Annotated in this window: 14 protein-coding genes; 4 read left to right on the top strand and 10 right to left on the bottom strand. The window is 63.0% G+C overall.

Features of this window, described 5'->3' with window-relative positions; genetic code table 11:
• Positions 1 to 135 precede the first annotated feature (135 nt).
• From GM415_RS07585 to GM415_RS07555, 7 genes are all read right to left on the bottom strand, one after another.
• The gene (locus tag GM415_RS07585) at positions 136 to 534 is read right to left on the bottom strand and encodes a Fur family transcriptional regulator (RefSeq protein ID WP_158947215.1); all 399 of its coding nucleotides are present in this window, start codon (positions 532 to 534) and stop codon (positions 136 to 138) included.
• Between the two features lie 268 nt (positions 535 to 802).
• On the bottom strand, positions 803 to 2,818 hold the full coding sequence (locus GM415_RS07580; RefSeq protein WP_158947214.1) for a methyl-accepting chemotaxis protein: 2,016 nt from the start codon (positions 2,816 to 2,818) through the stop codon (positions 803 to 805).
• A 9-nt stretch (positions 2,819 to 2,827) separates the two neighbouring features.
• Positions 2,828 to 3,241 (bottom strand): cytochrome c family protein, encoded by a 414-nt coding sequence (locus GM415_RS07575; RefSeq protein ID WP_158950821.1) that lies wholly within the window; start codon positions 3,239 to 3,241, stop codon positions 2,828 to 2,830.
• A 203-nt stretch (positions 3,242 to 3,444) separates the two neighbouring features.
• Positions 3,445 to 6,441 (bottom strand): AIR synthase-related protein, encoded by a 2,997-nt coding sequence (locus GM415_RS07570; protein ID WP_158947213.1) that lies wholly within the window; start codon positions 6,439 to 6,441, stop codon positions 3,445 to 3,447.
• A gap of 61 nt (positions 6,442 to 6,502) precedes the next feature.
• Positions 6,503 to 7,471 carry a polyprenyl synthetase family protein gene (locus GM415_RS07565; protein WP_158947212.1) on the bottom strand — a complete coding sequence of 323 codons (969 nt, stop codon included), beginning with the start codon at positions 7,469 to 7,471 and terminating at the stop codon, positions 6,503 to 6,505.
• 42 nt (positions 7,472 to 7,513) lie between these two features.
• The gene (mqnB, locus tag GM415_RS07560) at positions 7,514 to 8,209 is read right to left on the bottom strand and encodes a futalosine hydrolase (protein ID WP_158947211.1); all 696 of its coding nucleotides are present in this window, start codon (positions 8,207 to 8,209) and stop codon (positions 7,514 to 7,516) included.
• 9 nt (positions 8,210 to 8,218) lie between these two features.
• Entirely contained in the window at positions 8,219 to 9,535 is a 1,317-nt protein-coding gene (locus tag GM415_RS07555) for a nucleotide sugar dehydrogenase (RefSeq protein ID WP_158947210.1), read from the bottom strand.
• Positions 9,536 to 9,603: 68 nt separating this feature from the next.
• On the opposite strand from GM415_RS07555, the gene GM415_RS07550 reads away from it, so the two are divergent.
• Complete coding sequence (locus GM415_RS07550) at positions 9,604 to 9,810, top strand: DUF2065 domain-containing protein (RefSeq protein ID WP_158947209.1); 207 nt, start codon at positions 9,604 to 9,606, stop codon at positions 9,808 to 9,810.
• Positions 9,811 to 9,931: 121 nt separating this feature from the next.
• Here the strand turns inward: GM415_RS07550 and GM415_RS07545 are convergent, their stop codons facing one another.
• From GM415_RS07545 to GM415_RS07535, 3 genes are all read right to left on the bottom strand, one after another.
• Positions 9,932 to 10,687 (bottom strand): ubiquinone/menaquinone biosynthesis methyltransferase, encoded by a 756-nt coding sequence (locus GM415_RS07545; RefSeq protein ID WP_158950819.1) that lies wholly within the window; start codon positions 10,685 to 10,687, stop codon positions 9,932 to 9,934.
• Positions 10,687 to 10,881: a hypothetical protein gene (locus GM415_RS07540; RefSeq protein WP_158947208.1), complete on the bottom strand. Its 195-nt coding sequence runs from the start codon at positions 10,879 to 10,881 to the stop codon at positions 10,687 to 10,689. Before GM415_RS07540 ends, GM415_RS07545 begins: the two co-directional genes overlap by 1 nt.
• 192 nt (positions 10,882 to 11,073) lie before the next feature.
• Positions 11,074 to 12,417 carry an MATE family efflux transporter gene (locus tag GM415_RS07535; RefSeq protein ID WP_158947207.1) on the bottom strand — a complete coding sequence of 448 codons (1,344 nt, stop codon included), beginning with the start codon at positions 12,415 to 12,417 and terminating at the stop codon, positions 11,074 to 11,076.
• Positions 12,418 to 12,534: 117 nt separating this feature from the next.
• Here GM415_RS07535 and GM415_RS07530 point away from each other — a divergent pair, with 117 nt between their 5' ends.
• The 3 genes from GM415_RS07530 to GM415_RS07520 all read left to right on the top strand — a co-directional run bounded on the left by GM415_RS07530 (position 12,535) and on the right by GM415_RS07520 (position 15,312).
• A complete protein-coding gene (locus GM415_RS07530; RefSeq protein ID WP_158947206.1) occupies positions 12,535 to 13,389 on the top strand; it encodes a helix-turn-helix domain-containing protein in 855 nt (284 codons plus the stop codon).
• A gap of 79 nt (positions 13,390 to 13,468) precedes the next feature.
• Complete coding sequence (locus GM415_RS07525) at positions 13,469 to 14,419, top strand: proline dehydrogenase family protein (RefSeq protein WP_158947205.1); 951 nt, start codon at positions 13,469 to 13,471, stop codon at positions 14,417 to 14,419.
• Positions 14,416 to 15,312 carry a DMT family transporter gene (locus GM415_RS07520; protein WP_158947204.1) on the top strand — a complete coding sequence of 299 codons (897 nt, stop codon included), beginning with the start codon at positions 14,416 to 14,418 and terminating at the stop codon, positions 15,310 to 15,312. Before GM415_RS07525 ends, GM415_RS07520 begins: the two co-directional genes overlap by 4 nt.
• Positions 15,313 to 15,394 lie beyond the last annotated feature (82 nt).

Raw genomic sequence — 15,394 nt, 5'->3', positions numbered from 1 at the left:
AGTCCCGGCCGATACGCAGAGAAGTCAATCGGCGATCACTGCCGGTATCGCAATCACCAAAACAAAACGGCGGGGCCGGACAGCTTTCGCTGCCGGCCCCGCCGTTTTCGCTTGTTCGATTGCGTCTAGGCAGATTTACTGCTGCGACTCCTGGCACTGGGGACACACACCCACGAACTCCACATTGGTGCTGAGGATCTTGTACCCGGAAGTACACTCCTCCGGAATGTCCGGGATGGAAATATTGCACTCCACATCGACCACACGGGTGCATACGGCACACCGGATGTGCGGATGCGGCTCGGGAGTCCCGTCAAACCGCTTCTGTGCGCCAGGCGCACCGAGTTTGAGAACCAAGCCCCGGTTACTCAGAAATTCAAGGTTGCGATACACAGTCCCAAGACTGATGCGGGGTATGATCTTGCGCACCATGTCATACACCTCGTCGGCAGTGGGGTGCGTCTTAACCTTTCTCAATTCTTCCAAAATCACTTTCCGCTGTTTGGAAAGTCGGAATCCTTCATCGGAAGCCATAGGCCACCTCCATTCGCTTTGTAGAAATAATTACTATTGTATTATAGTATGCGTGTCAAGAGCATGAATCTCGTCAAAAGATTTTCTCACCTACCCCAGAATTCCATTCGGCGCAAATACCCTTTGTGGGCAGTAGGAAAATCAGCTCCTACTGCCTGAAACCATGGGCAATCCCCGATTTTTTCATGGAAGGAGCATAGGGGAATTGTGGAAAAGCGGCCCGGCGCAAAGCCGGACCGCCATGTTTTCATACCGATTTGATCATCCGCTACTCACGGAATTTGGCTACCAACTCGCTGAGGTTGGACGCCATCTCCGAGACTTCCTGAATCCCCCGATTGGACTCGCGGATGCCCGAGAGCACCTCCTGGGAGAGGCTATTGATCTGCGTAACCGACGTATTGATCTCATCCGAGGTGGAGGACTGCTGCTCCGCCGCCGTTGCGATGCCCCGGACCATGTCGGCCATGACGTTGGAATGGGTCACTATCTCGTCGAGCACCGAACCGGCCTCCTTGGCCATGCCGGAAGTGTTGAGCACGCGCTCCCGGGCCGTATCCATCTCGCGTACCACATCGCCTGTGGACTGCTGGATAAGGGAGATGGCCCCTTCCACTTCCTTGGTGGCGACCATGGTCTTTTCTGCCAGCTTGCGCACCTCGTCGGCCACCACGGCGAACCCTCGCCCGGCCTCTCCTGCCCGGGCGGCCTCGATGGCCGCGTTCAGGGCGAGCAGATTGGTCTGGTCCGCAATATCGTTGATGACCGCCATGACCTTGCCGATATTCTCGGCTCGATCCGAGAGGGAGCCGAGCGCATCGGCCAGGGTCTCGGTGATCTCGGCCACAGCGTTGATCTCACTGACAGTATTACTGACTACCACGCCGCCTTCGGCTGCGACCTTGTTGGCCCGAGTGGATGCCTCGGATGTCTCGGACGCGTTCCTGGCGACCTCGAGCACCGTGGCGTTCATCTCCTCCATGGCCGTGGCCACCTGACCGGTCTGTGCCGCGGAAGTATCCACACCATTGGCCAAGGCGCTCATCTGCTCGGACAGGATGTCGGACGCCTCGTTGAGGCGATTGGCGACGTCCGTGACCTCATTGGCCACCACGAGCAGATTCTGGCGCTGGGCCTCGATATTCTTTCGATCCTCCTCCTCGCGGGTGAGGTCGATCAATACGCAGATGGCTCCGACTGCGGTGCCCTCCGCGTCAAGCAGAGGCGATGCCTCGAAATGAAGCGGAAAGGACACGCCGTCGGAACGGACATAGTGGAAATGGCCGGACAGGGCCGTTCCCCGTGATATGACCTGTGCCGCGTCGCAGCTGTCGTCCCCTTCTCCACAGACGAAGACCTCGGAGACGATTCTGCCCATGGCCTCCTGCTCGGACATGCCGAGAATCTCCCGCAGAGGCGGGTTGACGTACTGGAGACGCTCCTCTCCGTCGGTAACGAACAGGGGCACCACGATGCCTTCAAGCACCGACTTGTTGTATTGGAGCTGATCCTTGATCTGCGCGACCATCTCGCCGAGGTACTGGGCCAGGGACGCGATCTCGTCCTGTCCCTTGACAGTGAAGCGCGCGTCCAGGTTCCCTTTGGAGACCTCTTCGGTGGTGGCGGCGATATCCGTGATCCGGTTGACCACGGACTTGCGCATGAACAGGATGAGGACCGACAGCAGGGCCACTACCCCGACGACGGAAATTCCCGCTGAGCGGATCTGGCTCTGCTTGAGGGCGGCGAACTGCTTACTCACATCCACGGTCATGACCATGGTGCCCAGGATTTTGCGACTCCTGCCGTGACAGTGGTAGCAAAACGGGTTGTTGGGGATGGGCTTGACCTCCAGGAACTGGAGCTTGCCGTCGATTTCCAGCAAAGTCCCATCCCCGATGGCCTCATCCAGTCCCTGCTTGACCATCCCGGAGATGCCGTCTTCCTTGCGCAGGTCGTAAATGGACTTTCGAGTGGCCTCGTCATCGGTTGAATAGGTGACCTCACCCTTCCAGTCGGTCAGATAGGCCCGCGTGTCGGGATACCGCTCGGCCAACTGGAGAAACTTGATGATGGTGCCGTCGTTGTCCCCCACCGACATGGGGTCCTCAATGGCGATATACAGCAGGTCGGCCTCCCTGGAAGCGGCCTGCTTTACCTCCGAAAGGTAATGATCGTAAGTGGAATAGGAATTGTAGATGAAGAGCCCCGTGAATGCCAGAATGGTCATCAGCGAGGACAGGAGTATGACTTTGACGCCAAGGGATTGATTGATGAATTTCATGAATCTCCCCTAGTGCGCGCCGCCGAAAATCAGCGGCTTGAAGTCAAACGCCTCGACCCGCTCGGCATTGTGGCAATGCGAGCAGTCTTCCAGGACCAGCTTACCCTTTATCAAATCGCTGTCGCCGCCGGACTCCACATGGGCGTAGCCGGGGCCATGACAACTCTCGCAGCCGGCGTCAGCGAGCTCAGGCGTCTCCTCGAAGCTGACGAAACCGCCAGGCTTGCCGTACCCGGTCACATGACATTCGAAGCATTCCTTCAGCTCTTCCGGTGTCAGATCGCCCGCCATATGCTTGACGGAACGGCCGGAATGCGCCTTTTTCGAATACTGCTTGTAGTTCTTGTACTCCTGCTCATGACATTCGGCACATGCATCGGAACCGACGTACCGACTCTCCTCGGCATGAGCAGCCAAGGCCATGCCGAAGACCAAAAAAAAGGCCGCCACGATGCATATCGGGCAGCCTTTGAACCAGACTGTTTCAAACAATGTATACCCCCCGTACCAAAAGCCTTGCTCAACCAACAGAGCAAATAGGATTCTAACCTTACCCTGTCATGTCTATAGGAGGTTTTTCCAGCAAGGTAAAGCAGTTGATATCATAAAACCGGGGGGTGTCTATCTTACCAGTTGAGCGTCTCCTTGAAGGCGGTGGCCAGGGCCTCGACGCCTTCTTCCAGCACCGGAGCTCCGCCGTTGGCGACAGCCAGCTTGCCGGAGTCAGAGACCGTGCCCACGCAAGCGAAGGTCTGCCCGGCAAAGGCGGCTTCGAAAGCCTCGGCCTTGTCCTCCGGCACGGAGACAAGCAGCCGACTGGCGGACTCGGCGTAGAGCTTGCCGGTGACGTTCAGGTCGCCGTTCACAGGCAGCTTCGCGAGGTCCACGTCAGCGCCCAGGCGGCCGCCGACGCACATCTCGGCCAGGGCCACGGCAAAACCGCCGTCGGAGCAGTCATGAGCCGCGTTGACCAGCCCGGCCTGGGTGGCCGCGAACATGGTCTCATAGCGTTTCTTGGCCGAGATCAGATCCACCTGCGGGACACGGGAACTGGAGAAGCCCAGCTCCGCGCCGATCTCGCTGCCGCCGAACTCGGGCCGGGTCAGGCCGAGCATGTAGATGCGGTCGCCTTCCCGCTTGAAATCGGAGGTCAGGCACTTGTTCACGTCCGGGATGACGCCGATGACCGAGAAGAGCACGGTGGGCGGAATGGAGATTTTCTGGCCGCCGCCCTTGTAGTCGTTCTTCATGGAGTCCTTGCCGGAAACGCACGGGACACCGAAGCCGAGGCAGTAGTGGGCCAGTGCCTGGTTGGCGCGCACCAGCTGGGCCAGCTTGTAGTGGCCGTCGGGGGTGGACTCGGACTGGACCGGGTCGCACCAGCAGAAGTTGTCGCAGCCCGCCATGTAGCTGACGTCCGCGCCCACGGCGACGGCGTTGCGGATGCCCTCGTCGATGGCGTTGGCCATCATCCAGTAGGTGTCGAGGTCGGAGAACTGCGGGCAGATGCCGTGGGAGATGACCAGTCCCTGGTCACTGTCCAGCTCGGGCCGGACCACGCCAGCGTCGGACGGGCCGTCGGCCTTGACGCCGACCATGGGCTTGACCGCGCTGCGGCCCTGGACCTCATGGTCGTACTGGCGCACCACGTACTCCTTGGAGCAGATGTTCAGCCTGCCGAGCATGGCCTTGAGCACTCCGCCCTGGTCGGCGGGTTCGGGCACGGGCTCGTCCTTGATGGCCGGACGCTCCCAGACGGCGTCCAGGGACATCTGCGGCACGCCGTTGTGCAGGAATTCCATGTCCAGGCAGGTGACGATCTTGTCGTTGTACTTGACCAGATACTTGCCGGACTCGTTGAAGCTGCCGAGCACGGTGGACTCCACGTCCATCTCGGCGGACAGGGCCATGAACCGGTCCAGCTTCTCGGGCGGCACGGCCATGGTCATGCGCTCCTGGGCTTCGGAGATAAGAATCTCCCAGGGGCGGAGCCCGTCGTACTTCAGCGGGGCCTTGGCCAGATCCATCTCGAAGCCGCCGGAGTCCTCGGCCATCTCGCCCACGGACGAGGAGAGCCCGCCCGCGCCGTTGTCGGTGATGGCGTTGTACAGGCCGAGATCACGGGCGCGCATCAGAAAATCGTACATCTTGCGCTGGGTGATGGGGTCGCCGATCTGAACCGCAGTGGCCGGTGAGCCCTCGTGCAGTTCCTCGGACGAGAAGGTCGCGCCGTGGATGCCGTCCGCGCCGATGCGGCCGCCGGACATGACGATGCAGTCGCCGGGCATGGCGCATTTCTCATGGGAAGGACGTCCCGCCACCTCCACCGGCATGGTGCCGATGGTGCCGCAGTAGACCAGGGGTTTGCCCAGGTAGCGCTCGTCGAAGACGATGGAGCCGTTGACCGTGGGAATGCCGGACTTGTTGCCGCCGTGCTCCACGCCCTCGCGTACACCCTCGAACACACGCCTGGGATGCAGCAGCCGGGGCGGCAGCTCGCCCTCATGGAAGGGAGAGGCGAAGCAGAACACGTCGGTGTTGCAGAGCAGGTTGGCGCCGATGCCCGTGCCCATGGGGTCGCGGTTGACGCCCACGATGCCGGTCAGCGCTCCGCCGTACGGGTCCAGGGCGGACGGGGAGTTGTGGGTCTCCATCTTCACGCAGACGTTGATCTTGTCGGAAAAGGAGATGACGCCCGCGTTGTCCTTAAAGACAGAGAGGCAGTAGTCGCCGCCCTCGCGGGTGGCCGCGTTGCGCTCGCGGATCTGCTTGGTGGAGCCCTGAATGAACGTCTTGTACAGGCTGGAGAACTCGGAGGTCTTGCCGGTCTCCCTGTTCTCGTAGTTGATCCTGGCGGAAAAAATCTTGTGTTTGCAGTGCTCGGACCAGGTCTGGGCCAGGACCTCTATCTCGGCGTCGGTGGGATCGGCGGCCAGGCTCATGGCCTCGCGCTCGGCCCGCACCGCAGGGTCCGCATAGTAGGCGCGGATGTCATGCAACTCGCGCAGAGACAGGGCCAGGGTGTTGGCCCGGGAGAAATCCATCAGCTCATCGTCGCTCATGGTAGAGAGCGGGATGATCGCAACCTCGTCGGACGCCTGGCCGGTGACCCGGGCGGCCTTTGCCTCGAAGCCGGGCTCATCGGCCCAGACGGCGGAGGACTTGTACTCGTAGCGCTGGATCAGTTCGTTGGCGAGCAGGTCCTTGGCCACGTGACGGATGCCGTCCTCGTCCATGTCCGCGGTAACGAGGTACTGCTTGGAGGTGTAGACCTTGACCGTTTCCAGGGCCTCCTTGGAGAGCCCGAGAACCACGCCCAGGGTTTCCTTGGCGGTCCGGCCTTCGTTGTCGGTCACGCCGGGGCGGAAGCCGACCTCGAGAATCCAGTCGAAGTCGCGGGCCAGGGGGGCGAGAGAGGCCTCGTGCAGCACGGGATCGTGCAGGGCCGCCCGCTCGAGGGCGAGGTCCACCTGCTCCTGTTCCAGCCCTTCCAGGGTGAAGACGTTGACGATGCGCACGCCGCGCACGTCCATGCCCAGCTCGCTCTTGATCTTGCGGGCGACCTTTTCGCCCACGACGTCACGAACGTTTTCCTTCAAACCCACGATAACACGGCACAGCATGTCGGTTTCTCCTCTCTATATCAAATGCGAAAGGCCGGGCCCCAGCGGGCCCGGCCTGAAATTACTTGGTTCTGGTCAGTACGAAATCCGCGGCCTGCTTGAGGACGGTCAGTTCCTCGCCCGGAGGGAATCCGTCCAGACACGCCTTGGCCTTTTCCACGTAGGCAGAGGCTTCGTCACGGGTCTTCTCCGAGTAGCGTCCCTCTCGGACCTGCTCCAGCACGGCTTCGCACTGGCTGGCGGTCAGGGAACCGTCCTGCAACCCTTCGAGCAGACTCTCACGGCCCGCCTCGTCGCCATCTTCCATGAGCAGGATCAGGGGCAGGGTCACCTTGCCCTCCCTCAGGTCGCCGCCCTCTGGCTTGCCGGTCTCGCTGGTGGGCGAGGCGTAATCCAGGGCGTCGTCCACCAACTGGAAGGCGATGCCGAGGTTGAGTCCGTATTCGCCCGCAGCGTCCTCCTGCTCGGGGGTGGCCCCGGCCAGGGCCGCACCGCAGCGGCAGGCACACTCGATCAGCCTTGCGGTCTTGCCGATGATGATCCGCATGTACCGTTCCCGGTCCAGTGACGGTTTCTTGGAAAACTCGATCTCCTCGATCTCACCCACGGCGGTCTCCATGATCCCCCTGGCCAGCAACCAGGAAAGACGTGCGTTGCCGTAGCGCGCGCCCATCTCGTTGGCCAGGGCGAGCAACGCGTCGCCGGCCAGGATGGTCTCGGTGCGCCCGAACTTCAGGTGCGATGCGACCTTGCCGCGACGCAACTCCGCGTCGTCCAGGAAGTCGTCATGCAGCAGGGTGGCCGAGTGGAGCAGCTCCAGGGCGCAGGCGATGGCAAGATAGTCGTCCTTGCCGTAGCCCAGGGAACGGGCGAACAGCAGGGTCAACATGGGCCGAATGCGCTTGCCCCCCGAGCCGATGATATGTTTGGCGACGTCCCGGACCAGACCGTTCAACAGGTCGGCTTCGGCGTCGAGAAAATCGTTGATGGCGGGGAGTTCCCGTTGGAAATAGCGAAGCAAGTCGTTCATATCCCGGTATAGTGTCAGATTGCGGCCCGGTAGTAAAGCAAACTACGCGCCTGAGAAAAGGGTTTCGACCGCTTCTTCAAGGGAGCCCAGCGCGCCCTTGAGGTCCCAGTCTCCGTCAAGGCGGGAACCAACCATGTTGGAGATGGTCCGCACCTCCAGAAACGGCACGCCGGTGCTCTGGCAGGCATAGCCGAAGGCGAACCCTTCCATGTTTTCGATATCGCCGGAAAAGGCGGTCTTGAGCCACCCGGCGCGGTCCGCCGAGCCTGTCACGGAACCCACGGAAAGGGCCGACGCCCGGTTCCACAACTCGCCCAGATGCAGCCCCATGGCCCCGGCGTCACGCACCGGCTGAAGTTTGACCCGGTTCCAGACAAGCTGCTTGCCCGCCTTGCCCTGAGGAAAGCCGATGGCCTTGGGATCGACCCGCCCCTCCTCGTCCAGCAGACCGTATTCCGGCCACGCCTCGCGCCAGGCATAGGCGGTGGTTCCCAGAGGAAACGCCTCCACGTCGTAGGCTCCGGCAATGCCGACGTTGACCATCCCTTCCACGCGGGGCAGATCCAGCAACCGGCCCGCGGCCAAGGCCGCATTGACCAGTCCCACACCCGAAACGGCCAGCAGCAAGGAACGCCCCCGAAACGAAAACTCGCGGGTCTCACCCTGCTCCACGGCAGGCGCGCTCCCCCCGAAGGCGGAGCGCATCTCCTTGGCGGTGGCCGTAACGAAGACGATCATCAGTATTACCTACAGCCGCCAGTGATCGATGCCTGCGGCCGCCACTTCAGCGCGGTCGAAGAAGCACTTCACGTCAATGACCAGCGCCGAATCCGGATCGCTGAACCAGGGCTTGATCTCGGCAAGAGGCAGCGTTCGGTACTGCTCATGGGACACGGCCAGAATGAGCGCGTCCAAATCCCGGAATTCATCCAGGGAACACAGCTTGACGCCCAATTCCTCCAGCGCTTCCTCGGGGTCGGCCATGGGATCGTGGACCAGAGTCTTGACGCCGTAATCGGCGAGTTCGGCCAAAATGTCCACCACCCGGGTGTTGCGCAGGTCCGGGACGTTCTCCTTGAAGGTCACGCCGAGCACGCCCACGCGGGCGTCCTTGACCTTGCGGTCGTTCTTGATCATCCGCTTGACCGTGGACTCGGCTATGTGCTTGCCCATGCCGTCGTTGATCTCGCGCCCGGCCAGGATCACGTGGGGATGAAACCCTTCGGCCTCGGCCTTGAAAGTCAGGTAGTACGGGTCCACGCCGATGCAGTGGCCGCCCACAAGGCCGGGCCGAAACGGCAGGAAATTCCACTTGGTGCCCGCCGCCTCGAGCACGTCCAGGGTGTCGATGCCCAGCCGCTCGAAGATCATGGCCAGTTCGTTCATCAGCGCGATGTTCAGGTCGCGCTGGGTGTTCTCGATGACCTTGGCCGCTTCCGCCGTGCGAATGTCCGGGGCCAGGTGCGTCCCGGCGGTGACCACGGTGCCGTACACCGCGTTCAGCAGTTCGCCGGAAGCCTTGTCCTGTCCGGCCACCACCTTGATGATGGTCTCCAGCCGGTGGACCTTGTCGCCGGGGTTGATGCGCTCGGGCGAATACCCCACCCAGAAATCCTTGCCGCAGGTCAGGCCCGATTCCTTCTCCAGGATCGGCACGCAGATGTCCTCGGTCAGGCCGGGAAACACCGTGGACTCGTAGCAGACCACGCTGCCGGGCTGAAGGTTCGCGCCCACCGAAGTGCTGGCCCCGATCACGGGTGTCAGGTCCGGCGAACGGTACTCGTCAATGGGCGTGGGCACGGCCACGATCACCATCCGGGCCTTTTTCAGGTCCGCAATCTCCGCCGTGAAGGTCAGATCAATGTCTTCGGGCACCGTGGCGAAATCAACCTCGCCGGTGCGGTCGATACGTTTCTTCAACTCTTCCACGCGTTTGGCCGACACGTCCACGCCCAGCACCTTGAAGTGTTCGGCCAGGGCGACGGCCAGAGGGAGTCCCACGTAGCCGAGGCCGACCACGGCCACGGCGTCCTGTTTCATTTTCAGTTGTTCGAATGTAATCATTATACCACTCTTCGCTATCGTTATTAAGTCAGGTGGACACCGTCGGGGTTCCCGGCTATCAGTACCGTATGAACATCGACTGGTCCCTGCTTTTTTCAGCCATAGGTCTGGCCCTGGTCTTCGAGGGCGTTCCCTATTTCCTCTTTGCCGAACGCATGCCGCTCATGCTCGTCAAGCTGGCGGAACAACCGCCGAAATTCCTGCGTTTCATCGGACTGGCGGCCATTATCCTTGGCCTCCTCGTCATATCCTTCGGCCAATCTTTAGCCTTATAACGGTCGGGTTGTCGATAGCGTGGTAATCGCGTCATTGCCGGCCGCAAACCAATCCTCGCCGTAGCTCCGCTACGACTACGGCAGCGCCAGGGATTAGCCTCCCTGCACGGGACCGCTCCCCCTATTCCCCGGCTGCGGGCTTTTCGCCCACGTGCAGGTAGACGATACCGGACATCATGGGCACGTGATAAACGCGCTCGAACCCAGCGTCGACCATCTCCCTGGCCAGGGCCCGCTCATCAGGAAACGTCTTGATGGTTTCCGCCAAATAACGGTACGCGCCCGGGTCGCCGGAGATGCGGTCGCCGATGAACGGCAGCAGCTTGTCCAGATAAAAATTGTATACGCCCTTCCAGACCCGCTTGGAGCCGGTGCCGAACTCCAGGATGCAGAGGCGCGCGCCCGGCTTGAGCACGCGGAAGAACTCCCTGTAGGCGTCCTCGCGCGGCAGGATGTTGCGGATGCCGAAGGCGATGGTGGCAGCGCCCATGGACTCGTCGGGCAGCGGCAGGGCCCGCCCGTCTGCCTGAACCGGGAAAATGGCGTCCTCACGACCACCCTTCAGCTTCTTGGCCTTTCCGTTCTCCAGCATGGGCAGAGCGAAATCCAGGGCCGCGACCTTGCAGTCCGGGTACTGCCGGAGCAACTCCACGGACACGTCCATGGTCCCGGCGGCCAGGTCCAGAAGGGTCTCCCCGGACGCGGGACGGGCAGCCTTGGCCAGCCGATAACGCCAGTAGATGTCCTGGCCCCCGGAGAGGGCGTGGTTGAGAAAATCGTACCAACCGGCGATGCGGCCGAACATGGCGGCCACCCGCTTGCCGTGCTCGGCGTGGGTGGACGCTCCCGTGGCGGACCGGCACTCGGGCTTCGTCATCATTCGCCCTGTTCCGCCGGTTCGGCCTCGCGCGAACCGTCCCCGGCGGTCTCGCCGGAGATGGTGCGGATGACGTCCTTGTAAATCACGTCGAAATTCTGCCCGAAATTATTGGGGGAAATGCGCCCCACCTCGATAAACTTGATCACCACTTCCTTGGCGACCTGAAGGGCCTGCTTCTGATACTTTTCCATAATGCTATCTCCCTGATCACTGGAGGAAAAAAACCGCCCGGTGGGAAATGGCCTTGACCAACGCAGTCAGGGTGCCGGGCGGAGAAAAAGAAAGAAACCGGTGAGCCCCCTTCTTTTTTGCGGTTCAGTAGCACGCCCGGGGCGGGTTCGTCGAGGGCTTTGCCCCGCCCTTCCCGGCCGGACGAGCCAGGGTCACGCCATCCGCCGCAACGTCCCGCGCGCGAACCGGTAGGCCACCAGGGCCGAAACCCAGACGATAACGAAGATGGAGAGCCAGATGGCGATAGTGCCGTAGCCAAGCCAGGTGCAGAACACGGTGAAGAACAGCCACGGCGCGACCACCTGGCGGGAGGCTCCCAGCCAGATGGCGAACAGGGGCCGTTTCATGCCCTGGAGCACCGAGGTGGAGACCATGATCACCACGTAGCCGTACAGGGTAAAGGCGTCGATGCGCAGGTACTCCGCCCCGATGGCGATGGCGGCCTGGTCGGAAGTGAAGATGGACATGAGCGGGGCGGCAAAGAGCAGGATGGGCAGCGACAGCGGAAGGAGCAGCATCGCGCCGTACTTGAGGTTCTTGCCCATGGCTTCGCGGATGCGGTTCATCCGTCCCGCACCGTAGTTCTGGGCGGTGATGGTCAGAGAGGCCACGTTCAGGCCGATGGTCGGCAGGAGCACGATCTGGTCGATGCGGGTGGCGATGCCGTACGCCGCGCTCGCCTCGGGTCCGAAGCGCGAGACGAAGCGGAAGATGACGAAGAAGCCCAGGGCGATGGTCATGAAATTGAGGGCCGCGGGGAAGCCCTGGTGTGCGATCTCCGCGTAGATGCGCGGGTGGGGGATGAGGTTGCGCCCGCCCCCGGTGCACATCAGCCCGGTCCGCCGCGCCTTGAAGCCGAGATAGACCACACCGCAGGCCTGAAGCGCCACGGTGGCCCAGGCCACCCCGGCCAGCCCCATGGCGGGCAGGCCGAAACCGCCCAACACGAACCACGGGTCCAGGGCCACGTTAAGCAACGCGGTGAACACCAGTACGTTGCGGAAGGATTTGGTATCGCCCTGGGACTGGAGGATGGCGTTGAACAGGTAGAGAAAGACCGTGGTGAAGTTGCAGGCGAAGATGGGGTTCATATAGGCCAGGCAGGTGTCCAGATACCTGCCCTCTGCCCCGAGCCAACTGAAGATGGCCGGGGAAAAGGTCAGCCCGAACCAGGCCAGGAGCGCGGACACGAACACGCCGAAACCGAGCATCTGCACGGCCACCAGCGAAGCCCGATCCCGATCCCTTCCCCCCAGGGCCGCGCCCATGAGCGCGGTGGAGCCCGTGCCGATGCCGCTGGCCAGGGAAGTGATGATGAAATAGACAGGCAGGGACAGGGACAGCGCGGCCACGGCCTCGGTGTCGATTCGCCCGGCCCACCAGGTGTCCACCACATTGAACATGGTGTGGAAGAAATACCCCACCGAGGCGGGCACCGCCACCTGGCGGATCACCTCGGGGATGGGACGCGTGGTCAGGTCGGTCGTATCTGTCATGGACGGGCTCACTCGGGGAGCATACCCGGTTCCCGCTCCGGGATACAGTCTTTTAAGACGGAGTGCGCAAGGCAAAGCCGGTTGACGCAGCCTTCCGGGCAGCGGTAGGGTCCGGTCATGAGCAAGACACAGGACAGCAACGACGTGCGCTTCTGGAGGGACCCGGATCTGCCGGGCGTGGAATTCCGCTATTCCAGCTACAACGACGAAGCGTTCCGCAAGCACACCCACCCGGCCTACTCCATCGGCCTGATCGAGGGCGGGAGCACGGTCTTCCTTCTGGACGGAGCCGAACACGCGGCACGGGCCGGGCAGATCGCGCTCATCGGCCCCGGCGCGGTGCACGCCTGCAACCCGGACTCCGACCAGGGCCTGACCTACCGAATGTTTTACGTGGACGCTGAACAGCTTGAGAACGTGGGCACCGAGGTATTCGGGCGCAGGGTCACGGCCCCGGCCTTTCCCGACCCCGTTGTGGACGACCCGGACCTCACCGCAACGTGGCTGGCGCTGTTTAACGCAGTGGCCGAAGGCGCGGGCCGACTGGAGAAGGAGAGCCTGCTCTTCCAGGCGCTGGCCGATCTGCTCCTGCGCCATGCCCTGCTCGAGCCGCCGAAACAGGAAGAGAAAGGCGACCCGACCAACGCCGACCTGGCCGTGCAGCTCGCCGCCGTGCACCTGTCCGCCCAGTTGAGCGAAAAGGTCAGCCTCGACGAGCTGGCCGAGAGAGCGCACCTGAGCCGCTACCATCTGCTGCGCGTCTTTCGGGAGCGGACCGGGCTGCCGCCCCACGCCTACCAGACCCAGCTTCGCGTGGACATGGGCAAGCGGCTGCTGGCCGCCGGACGCTCCATCAGCGAAGCCGCCGCCGAGGCCGGGTTCGTGGACCAGTCCCACTTCACCCGCGTGTTCAAGCAGCACACAGGAGCCACCCCCAAACAATACCAGCAGGCCGAAGAAACCGGAAACTGATCCCGCATTTCCGCAATTTCATACCAGACATCGTCCGCCGCGTTCCGTAGGCAGGGGGCTCCAGACAAAGGAGGACCCCATGCTGTTGTGGCAGAAGATGATGATCGGACTGGCCCGGAGCGGTCGCGTGACCGCCTGGATGCAGGGCTCGCCCCGCATGGCCGGGTTTGCCCGCCGCTTCGTGGGAGGCGAGGACGTGATCGGCGGCCTGGCCCGAGCGCAGGAACTGAAAACCGCCGGGATCACGGCGTCCCTGTTCTACCTTGGCGAATATGTGGACGACCCGGCAGAGATCCGGGCCACGGTGGACCGGCTGGCCCGCTGCGCCGACGGGCTCGGCGAGACCGGGCTGGACGTCCACATCTCGGTGGACCCGACCCAGGCCGGGGCCATGCGCTCCTGGGACGAGTGCCGCGACAACGCCCTCGCCCTGGCCAAGGCCGTTGCGGACAACGCCGGGAAAGGCCGGAACGCCCTCATGCTCGACATGGAGGATGCCTCGGTTACGGACCCCACACTAAGTCTCTACCACCACCTGCGCGACCAGGGGCTGCCCGTGGCCGTGACCGTCCAGGCCTACCTGCACCGCACACAGGACGACCTGGCGCGGCTCGTGGAGTCCGGGGCCATGGTCCGGCTGGTCAAGGGCGCGTTCGCCGAGCCCCGCTCCAAGGCAGTGACCGGCAGGCGCGAGCGGGACGACGCTTACCGGAAAGCCATCGTCACCCTGCTCTCACCCAAGGCCAGGGAGCGCGGCGTATATCCGGTCTTCGGCACCCACGACCATGCCATGGTCTCCTTTGCCCGTCACGTGGCCCGGGAGAACGGCTGGGAAAACGACCAATGGGAAGTGGAGATGCTGCTGGGCGTGCGCCCGGACTACCAGCGGGAGCTGGTGGAGCAAGGCGTGGCCCTGCGCCTCTACCTGCCCTTTGGCCGGGACTGGTTCCCCTACTCCATCCGCCGCGTGGGAGAAAACCCGAAGAACCTGGGGTTCGTGCTGCGCTCGGCCTTCAATCCGGCAAGATGACCAAGGACGCCTCTCCAGCCGTCCGCGCTGGCTCGGGAGGCCTGCTCGGCCCGCTGTGCCTGGCGGGAGCAGTGCTGCTCTGGGGCACATCGTTCGTAGCCACCAAGGCGGCCCTGTCCGGGTTCACGCCCATGACCGCCATATGGCTGCGAATGGCCCTTGCCTCGCTGCTGGTGTCGATCATGCACAGCCGGATTCCCGCACCACGATACAAACGGGGCGACTGGAAGATCCTGGCCTTCCTCTGCCTCATGCAGCCGTGTCTCTATTTCCTGCTGGAGGGATACGCCATCAGCCTGACCACCTCCTCCCAGGCAGGGATGATCTCCGCGCTGGTCCCCCTACTGGTGGCGGTCGGGGCCTGGGCGGCGCTCAAGGAACCTCTCTCGCGGGACGGCATGCTCGGCCTGGCCGTCTCCATGTGCGGCGTCGTGTGGCTCTCCCTTACGGGCGGCGCCGGCAAGACCGCGCCCCATCCCGCCTTGGGCAACCTCCTGGAGGTGGGAGCCATGGTCAGCGCGGCGGCCTATATGGTCGTCATGAAACGGCTCTCGGCACGTTATCCCACATGGTGGCTGACCGGCATGCAGTGCGTGGCCGGAGCAATCTTCTTCCTGCCGTGGGTTCTGGCGAACGACGCGGGTGGCTTTGTCCGGGTCCCGACCGAGGCCTGGGTGGCCGTGGCCTATCTCGGCCTGTTCGTTTCGCTTGGTGCGTTCGGCCTGTATAACATGGCCCTGACCTTGATGCCCGCAGGCAAAGCGGCCCTGGCCATCAATCTGGTGCCGCCCGTAGCGCTCATGGCGGGCTGGCTCCTGCTGGGCGAGACCCTGACCGTCGCCCAGCTGGTCGCATGCGGGATGATCGCCTGCGGCGTCCGACTGGGGCAATAAGGCGAACGCTTAAAGTTCCCCATCGGCGCAACACCGTTTTCGGAACAAAAAAAGGGGCCTCTTTCGAGACCCCTTGCGTTGT

It is taken from the genome of Pseudodesulfovibrio cashew (assembly GCF_009762795.1).
In the GTDB taxonomy this organism is placed as follows: Bacteria; Desulfobacterota; Desulfovibrionia; order Desulfovibrionales; family Desulfovibrionaceae; genus Pseudodesulfovibrio; species Pseudodesulfovibrio cashew.
The sequence above is the reverse complement of the archived record's forward strand: the minus strand, read 5'-3'. Positions and strand labels throughout refer to the sequence as shown.